The sequence below is a fragment of the Halomonas sp. ND22Bw genome, from assembly GCF_003011945.1.
GTDB lineage: Bacteria > Pseudomonadota > Gammaproteobacteria > Pseudomonadales > Halomonadaceae > Halomonas > Halomonas halophila.
This window is the reverse complement of record NZ_PXWD01000846.1, coordinates 1-273: the sequence shown is the minus strand read 5'-3', so window position 1 is coordinate 273 and position 273 is coordinate 1. Positions and strand designations below refer to the sequence as shown.

Genomic DNA, 273 nt, shown 5'->3' with positions numbered 1-273 from the left:
GATGGAGGCCATGGAGGAGATGGACATCGTCATCGAGGTCTTCGATGACAGCAGCTTCGATGATGACGGGATCGAGGAGGCGGGGTCTTGAGCGCCCTGCCGCCGCCGGGGACCCGCTACGCCGTCTACGCCCGCTACTCGACCGGCCACCAGACGTTCAAGTCGATCGAGGACCAGTTGACCCTGTGCCGCGCCTACGCCGAACGCCAAGGCTGGGTCGAGGTGGGCGCCTATCACGACGCCGAGCGCAGCGGCACCACGGTGATCGGGCGC

The 273-nt window shown here is 67.0% G+C and carries 1 protein-coding gene; it reads left to right on the top strand.

Features of this window, described 5'->3' with window-relative positions:
• Positions 1–87: 87 nt before the first annotated feature.
• A partial coding sequence (locus tag CVH10_RS20530; protein WP_146143191.1) for a recombinase family protein occupies positions 88–273 on the top strand: 186 nt, incomplete at its 3' end.